Genomic DNA, 7,541 nt, shown 5'->3' on the forward strand with positions numbered 1-7,541 from the left:
GCCCGGACTCCTCGGGCAACCCCTACCTGGCGTTCGCCGCCATGCTGATGGCCGGCATCGACGGCATCAAGAACAAGATCGAACCGGCGACCCCGGTCGACAAGGACCTCTACGAACTGCCCCCCGACGAGGCCGCCAACATCCCCCAGGCCCCCACCTCACTGGCCCAGGTGATCGACAATCTGGAAGCCGACCACGAATACCTCACCGAGGGCGGCGTTTTCACCCCGGACCTGGTCGAGAACTGGATCAACTTCAAGCGCGACAACGAAATCGCGCCGGTGAACCTGCGCCCGCACCCCTACGAGTTCGCGCTGTACTACGACTGCTGAGCGACCCGGCAACGGCTCCGGCGGCAACGGCGAGCGGCTCACTCCACCGTGTCGCGGGCCCAAGACGGTGTGATGAAGACGCCGTCGGCCTCCACGGTCACCCCGGCGGCATCCGAGATATGGCCCCGCGCGTAGGTTTTCACCCCGTCTTTGCGGTACACCGACGCCTCGGCGTGCAGCGGCCCCAGTGGTGTTCCCCGGAGGTACTTCACGGTGATGGTGCCGGTGTAGTTCGGCTTGGTCAGGCCGTCGCTGGCCGCCTCGCCGAGCACATGGTCGAGGATCAGGGCACTGACCCCGCCGTGGACCAGCGTCGGCGGCCCCTCATAGGCCGCGCCCAGGTGAAAGTCGGTCCAGCAGTGGCCGTTGCCCCCGTGCTGGATCACCAGCGGCGGAGCAATCGGGTTGCGCAGCCCGACCACGGCGTTCCCCCACGCCAGCGGCCGGCCGTCGACGACGTAACGCAGTCCCGGCGAGTCGCTGAGGTTGCTGCCCCGAAGCCGCTCGGTGAGCCGGCGAATCTGGCTGGTCGCCTCATCGACGGTGCCGGCGTCGGCCTGGGTGCGAATGGTGACGTCGATCAACTCACGGACCGCCTGGGCGAGCGGCCCGTAGCGCTCCAACAGTCGCGCGCTCTCCTGCGCGCTGATTGTGGGCACCGCCGCGCCAGCCCCGAAATCCACCACTGAGATCCTCCTCTAGTCCCCGAATACCTTGCGTACCACGGCTTTCGCGCGCCGTGTCACCCGCAGGTAGTGATCCAGGAATTCACCGCCGTCACCGCCGGGCCATCCGGCGGCCACCGCCACCGCGTTCAGCGCGCGGCCCGGTCCGGGCAGCTGGTCGGTGGGCTTGCCGCGCACCAGCACCAGGGCGTTGCGAGCACGGGTTGCCAGCAGCCACGCCTGCCGGAGCCTGTCCACGTCGTCGGCTTCCAACAGCCCGGCAGCGGCGATGGCGTCCAGGGTCTCCAGCGTAGTGGTGTTGTGCAGGGCCGGAACACGGTGGGCGTGGCGCAGCTGCAAAAGCTGGACTGTCCACTCGACATCGGCCAGCCCGCCCCTGCCCAGCTTGGTGTGCGTGTTGGGGTCCGCCCCGCGGGGCAGCCGCTCGGCGTCGACCCGCGCCTTCACCCGGCGGATCTCGCGCACCGCCTCGGCCGACACCCCGCCGGGCGGATACCGGGTGGCATCGATCATGCGCAGGAACCGAAGACCCAGATCCGCATCACCGGCGACGCAATGCGCCCGCAGGAGCGCCTGAATCTCCCACGGCTGGGCCCACTGCTCGTAGTAGGCCGCGTAGGAGGCCAGCGTGCGGACCGCAGGACCGTTGCGCCCCTCGGGGCGAAGGTTGATATCGACCTGCAGCGGCGGGTCGACGCTGGTGGTGCCCAGCAACGCCCGGACCTGTTCGACGATCGACGTGGCCCAACGCACGGCGTCGGCGTCGCCGACGCCGGGCGCCTGTTCGTTGGCCTCGCACACGAACATGACGTCGGCGTCCGAGCCGTAGCCCAGCTCGCCTCCGCCCAGCCGGCCCATGCCGATCACCGCGATCCGCGCCGGCGGCTCCTGGCCTTCTCCGGGCAGATTGACGCGGACGATCGCGTCCAGCGCAGCCTGTAACACCGCCACCCACACCGCGGTCAGCGCCCGGCAGACGTCGACCACCTCGAGCATGCCCAGCAGGTCCGCGGAGGCGATGCGGGCCAGCTCGTGGCGGCGCAGGCTGCGCGCCGAGGCGATCGCGCGCTCCGGGTCGGGGTGGCGTGCCGCCGAGGCGATCAGCGCCCGCGACACCGCGTCGGGATCGCTGTCGAGCAGCTTGGGCCCGGAAGGTCCGTCGCCGTAGGCCTGGATGACGTCGGGCGAGCGCATCAGCAGGTCGGGAATGTAGGCCGAGGTGCCCAATACCCGCATCAGCCGCTTGGCCACGGCGCTGCTGTCGCGCAGGGTGCTCAGATACCAGCGCTGCTGCGCCATCGACTCGCTCAGGCGCCGGTAGGCCAGCAGCCCCGCGTCCGGATTGGGGGTGTTGGACAGCCAGTACAGCAGCGTGGGCAGCAGGACCGCCTGGACCCGGCCCCGGCGACCGCTCTGGTTGGTCAGCGCCGCCAGATGGGTCAGAGCGTTGTGCGGCGCCTCGTATCCCAGTGCCGCCAGCTGGCGTTCCGCTGCACCGGGTGTCAGCCCCCCGGCCAGCTCCAGCCCCGCCGGTCCGACCGCCTCCAGCAGCGGTTGGTAGAAGAGCTTGGCGTGCAGCCGGGAGACCCGGAGGTTCTGGGCCTTGAGTTCTTCACGCAGTACGCCCAGGGCGTCATGGCGGCCGTCGGGCCGGATATGGGCGGCGCGGGCCAGCCAGCGCATCGCCTCGTCGTCCTCGGGCGGCGGGAGCATGTGGGTGCGCTTGAGGCGCTGCAGCTGCAGCCGGTGTTCGAGCAGCCGCAGGAACTCATAGGAGGCGGTCAGGTTGGCCGCATCATCGCGGCCGATGTAGCCGCCGGCACCCAAGGCTGCCAGCGCATCGACCGTGGACGCCACGTGCAGCGACTCGTCGCTGCGTCCGTGCACCAGCTGCAGCAGCTGCACGGCGAACTCCACGTCGCGCAGTCCCCCCGGCCCCAGCTTGATCTCGCGAGACCGGATCTCAGCGGGTACCAGCTGCGCCACCCGGCGCCGCATGGCCTGCACGTCGGCGACGAAATCCTCACGCTCGCAGGCGGTCCACACCATGGGCAGCAGCGCGTCGACGTAGGCGCGGCCCAGTTCGGGATCGCCGGCCGCCGGGCGCGCCTTGAGCAGTGCCTGAAACTCCCAGGTCTTGGCCCACCGCTGGTAGTAGGCGATATGGGAATCCAGGGTGCGTACCAGCGCGCCGTGGCGTCCCTCCGGGCGCAGATTGGCGTCCACTTCGAAGAACGCCTCGCCGGCCACCCGCATCAGTTCACCGGCCACCCGGGTGGTGAGCGCATCGGCTTCTTCGGCGACGAAGATGACGTCGACATCGCTGACGTAATTCAGTTCCCGCGCACCGCATTTGCCCATGGCGATCACGGCAAGCCGGGGCGGCGCGGCATCGGCACACACCCGGATCTCGGCCACCCGAAGGGCGGCGGCCAGCGCGGCGTCGGCCAGGTCCGCGAGGTGCTCGCCGACGCTCACGTAGGGCAGCACCGGCAGGTTCTCCGCGGTGGCAGCCAGGTCGATGGCGGCCAGTACCAGCAGCCGGTCGCGGTAGAGCGACCGCAGTCGCTGGGCGTAGGCGCCGTCGGTGGTGTCGGCGATGCAGTCGGCGAACAGCGTGCGCAGCTCGGATCCCGACGGCAGCGCCAGCGAGTAGTCCTCGGTGTCGGCGGGACTGGCCAGCAACTTCCACGACTCTGGTTGGGCTATCAGGGGATCGCCCAGTGCCAGTGAGGATCCCAGCACGCTGAACAGCCGCCCGCGCAGGCCGCGGTCGGCCAGCAGAGCGGCGCTCAGTTCGGCCCAGTCGATATCCGGCGCCTCGGACAGCCGGACCAGGGTGCGCAGGGCCAGGTCGGCGTCGGGGGCACGCGACAGCGCCCAGAGCACGTCGACGTGCGGTTGGGTGTAGGTGCTGTACCAGCCCAGCGCGGTCAGGTCGGCCGCGGCGTACCGGTCGACCAATCCCAGACGCCCGACGCTGGGCAGCTTGCGGCGCTGAGCTCCGGGATAGGCCACGACGGTACGGGCCTAGAGCGCCAGGTAGTTCTGCAGCTCGTAGGGCGTCACATGGCTGCGGTAGTTCGCCCACTCCTGGCGCTTGTTACGCAGAAAGAAGTCGAAGACCTGCTCCCCCAGCGCCTCGGCGACCAGCTCGGAGTTCTCCATCTCGGTCAGCGCCCGCTCCAAGGTGCCGGGCAGCTCGCGGTAGCCCATCGCCTGGCGTTCCTCGGGAGTCAACGCCCAGACGTTGTCCTCGGCCTCGGGGCCCAGCTCGTAGCCCTGCTCCACCCCGCGCAGCCCGGCGGCCAACAGCACCGCGAACGTCAGATAGGGATTGCACGCCGAGTCCGGGCTGCGCACCTCGATACGCCGCGAGGACGTCTTATGCGGGCTGTACATCGGCACCCGCACCAGCGCGGAGCGGTTGGAGGCGCCCCAGGACGCCGCGGTGGGCGCTTCGCCGCCGTGGATCAGCCGCTTGTAGGAGTTGACCCACTGGTTGGTGACGGCGCTGATCTCGTTGGCGTGCTCGAGGATTCCGGCGATGAACGACTTCGCGGTGGCCGACAGCTGCAGCGGGTCGTCAGGGCTGTGGAACGCGTTGACCTCGCCCTCGAACAGGCTCATGTGGGTGTGCATGGCAGATCCGGCGTGCTGCCGGAAAGGCTTGGGCATGAACGACGCCCGGACACCCTCTTTGAGCGCGATCTCTTTGATCAGGTAGCGGAACGTCATCACGTTGTCGGCCATCGACAGCGCGTCGGCGTAGCGCAGGTCGATCTCCTGTTGCCCGGGGGCGTTTTCGTGGTGGCTGTACTCCACCGAGATGCCCATCGACTCCAGGGCGTCGATCGCATGCCGGCGGAAGTTGGCGGCCGAGCCGTGGATCGACTGGTCGAAGTAGCCCGCGTCGTCGGCCGGAACCGGCGTGCTCCCGTCATAGGGGCCGGGCTCGAGCAGGAAGAACTCGATCTCGGGGTGCACGTAGCAGGCGAACCCCAGCTCCCCCGCCTTGGCCAGTTGCCGGCGCAGCACGTGGCGCGAGGACGCCCAGGCCGGGGATCCGTCCGGCATGGTGATGTCGCAGAACATCCGCGCCGAGTACTGCTTGCCAGAATCGGAGGTCCACGGCAGCAGCTGGAACGTCGACGGGTCGGGATGGGCGACCATGTCGGATTCGGAGACCCGGGCGAAACCCTCTATCGCCGAGCCGTCGAAGCCGACGCCCTCGTCGAAGGCGCCCTCGAGCTCCGCCGGGGCGATCGCCACGGACTTGAGGTAACCGAGCACATCGGTGAACCAGAGCCGGACGAAACGGATGTCGCGTTCCTCCAGCGTGCGGAGCACAAACTCCTTCTGACGGTCCATACCGCGAAGCGTATCAGCGCTCAGCATTTTGCATCGGTTGGCGGCAGCGTGCCGTCAACCAGGTATCGCGCGGCGTATCGGTCGACGCATTCGTTGCCCTGAAACACCACGGTGTGCTGAGTTCCGTTGAACGTCACCAACGAGCCGCCCAGCTGCTTGGCCAGGTCCACACCGGCCTGGTACGGCGTGGCCGGGTCGCGGGGGGTGGAGACCACCATCGTCGGGGGCAGGTCGGGCACCGAGAGGGTATGCGGCTCCGTGGTGGGCGGCACCGGCCAGAAGGCGCAGGTGCCCAGCGGGGCGTCGCCGGTGAACTTTCCGTAGCTCATGAACGGCGCGACCTCACGCGAACGCCGGTCCTCCTCGATCACCTTGGCCCGGTCGGTGATCGGCGGCTGGTCGACGCAGTTGACCGCGACGCGGGCATCGGTGGCGTTGGTGTAGTGGCCGCCGGCGTCCCGGCGCATGTACAGGTCGGCCAGGCTCAGCATGATGTCGCCGCGGCCCTGCGCCAGATCGGACAGGCCGTCGTTGAGGTGCGACCAGAACGTCGGCGAATACAGCGCCATGATGGTGCCCACGATGGCGTCGCTGTAGCTCAGTCCGCGTGGGTCCTTGGTCTTGGCCGGCTTGTCCACCAGCGGGTCGACCAGGCTGTGGTAGACGTCGACGGCCTTGGCCGGATCGTCGCCCAACGGGCAGTCGGTCTCCTTGGCACAGTCGGCCGCGAAGTCGTCGAAGGCGCCCTGGAAGGCCTCCGCCTGCCGCAGGTCCTCCTCGATCGGATCGGCGTTGGGGTCCACCGCGCCGTCGAGGATCATCGCCCGCACGTTCTGCGGGTAGGCCTCGGCGTAGGCCGAGCCGATCCGGGTGCCGTAGGAGTAGCCCAGGTAGGTCAGCTTGTCGTCGCCCAGTCCGGCGCGAATCGCGTCCAGGTCGCGGGCGACGTTCACGGTGCCGACGTTGGCCAGAAATTCCTTGCCGGTCTTCTCCAGGCAGCGCGCGACGTACTCCTTGGTCTCGTTCTCGATACGCGCCACGCCCTCGGGGCTGTAGTCGACCTGGTTCAGAGCACGCAGCCGGTCGTTCTCCTCGTCGGAGTTGCACCACACCGCGGGCCGCGACGAGGCCACCCCGCGCGGGTCGAACCCGACCAGGTCGAAGCTCTCGCGTACCTGACGCGGCAGGGAGCTGACCAGGCCCACCGCTGTCTCGATGCCGGACTCGCCCGGGCCGCCCGGGTTGATCACCAGCGAACCGATCTTGTCCTTGGTGGCCGGGAAACGGATCATGGCCAGCCGGGCGACGTCGCCCTGCGGCGCGGAGTAGTCGACCGGCACCGCGATGAACCCGCACTGGGCGTCGGCGGGGACCTTGATGTTGGTGTCGGCGGTGAACCGGCACTTGTCCCACTGGACCGGCTGGCCGACCTTCGGCACGGCCAGCACCGCGTGGCCCGGCGTCAGCCGGGTGCAGCTGCCGACGGTGATCACCACTGTCGCGATCGCGAGGCAGGTCAAAACGGTGCGCGTGATCCTGTCGCGGCGCGTCGGCGAGCTCATGACACCACATGCTGCCATGCATGCGCGGGCAAGCCCGGGCACCCGGTGGGCTCAGCGCGTGCCGATGTGAGGAAATCCACTTCACCTTGTGGTTCAGCTGTGCCGCCGGCAGTGGCAGACTGGGCATGTCAGACGACCCGGGGACCCGCTGCGCGGGCTTCGAGGATCTACCCGACCGATTCAAGGGACAACGATGTCTGAGCACATTTACGGCGCCGGCAATGACGCTGCGCCCAATCCGGTCCGCATCGCACCGAAGACCCGCGTCCATCATCTGCAGGAGATGAAGGGCGAGGGACGCAAATGGTCGATGCTGACGGCCTACGACTACTCCTCGGCCCGGATCTTCGATGACGCCGGCATCCCGGTGCTGCTGGTCGGGGACTCCGCGGCCAACGTCGTCTACGGCTACGACAGCACGGTTGCGGTCACCATCGACGAGCTGATCCCGCTGGTACGGGCGGTGGTGCGCGGCGCCCCGCACGCATTGGTGGTGGCCGACCTGCCGTTCGGCTCCTACGAAGGCGGACCGGCTGCGGCCCTGGCCACCGCCACCCGGTTCATGAAGGAGGGCGGCGCGCACGCCGTCA

General features: G+C 69.1%; 5 protein-coding genes and 1 pseudogene. 2 read left to right on the forward strand and 4 right to left on the reverse strand.

All coding sequences use genetic code 11. From position 1 onward, the window contains the following. Positions 1–332: pseudogene (locus LI92_RS18415) on the forward strand (type I glutamate--ammonia ligase); the annotation flags it as partial. 38 nt (positions 333–370) lie between these two features. On the opposite strand, the gene LI92_RS18420 reads toward LI92_RS18415, so the two are convergent. From LI92_RS18420 to LI92_RS18435, 4 genes are read right to left on the reverse strand one after another with little or no spacing between them, the layout of a single operon-like run. Then, positions 371–1,015, reverse strand: a complete 645-nt coding sequence (locus LI92_RS18420; protein WP_502691477.1) for a PaaI family thioesterase — start codon at positions 1,013–1,015, stop codon at positions 371–373. 15 nt (positions 1,016–1,030) lie between these two features. Continuing rightward, positions 1,031–4,036 (reverse strand): bifunctional [glutamine synthetase] adenylyltransferase/[glutamine synthetase]-adenylyl-L-tyrosine phosphorylase, encoded by a 3,006-nt coding sequence (locus LI92_RS18425; protein WP_046321490.1) that lies wholly within the window; start codon positions 4,034–4,036, stop codon positions 1,031–1,033. A gap of 12 nt (positions 4,037–4,048) precedes the next feature. Further along, a complete protein-coding gene (gene glnA / locus LI92_RS18430; RefSeq protein ID WP_046321492.1) occupies positions 4,049–5,389 on the reverse strand; it encodes a type I glutamate--ammonia ligase in 1,341 nt (446 codons plus the stop codon). A 20-nt stretch (positions 5,390–5,409) separates the two neighbouring features. Next, the gene (locus LI92_RS18435) at positions 5,410–6,951 is read right to left on the reverse strand and encodes an alpha/beta hydrolase (protein WP_046321493.1); all 1,542 of its coding nucleotides are present in this window, start codon (positions 6,949–6,951) and stop codon (positions 5,410–5,412) included. A gap of 193 nt (positions 6,952–7,144) precedes the next feature. On the opposite strand from LI92_RS18435, the gene LI92_RS18440 reads away from it, so the two are divergent. Continuing rightward, the coding region (locus LI92_RS18440) for a 3-methyl-2-oxobutanoate hydroxymethyltransferase (protein ID WP_046321494.1) at positions 7,145–7,541 on the forward strand (397 nt) is incomplete at its 3' end.

Origin of the sequence: Mycobacterium sp. UM_Kg1, from assembly GCF_000972925.1 — a bacterium.
In the GTDB taxonomy this organism is placed as follows: Bacteria; Actinomycetota; Actinomycetes; order Mycobacteriales; family Mycobacteriaceae; genus Mycobacterium; species Mycobacterium hiberniae.

Excerpts from the sequence above, each read along its gene's own strand:
- glnA (WP_046321492.1), bottom strand. The coding sequence starts at position 5,389 with ATGGACCGTCAGAAGGAGTTTGTGCTCCGCACGCTGGAGGAACGCGAC.
- LI92_RS18435 (WP_046321493.1), bottom strand. The coding sequence starts at position 6,951 with ATGAGCTCGCCGACGCGCCGCGACAGGATCACGCGCACCGTTTTGACC.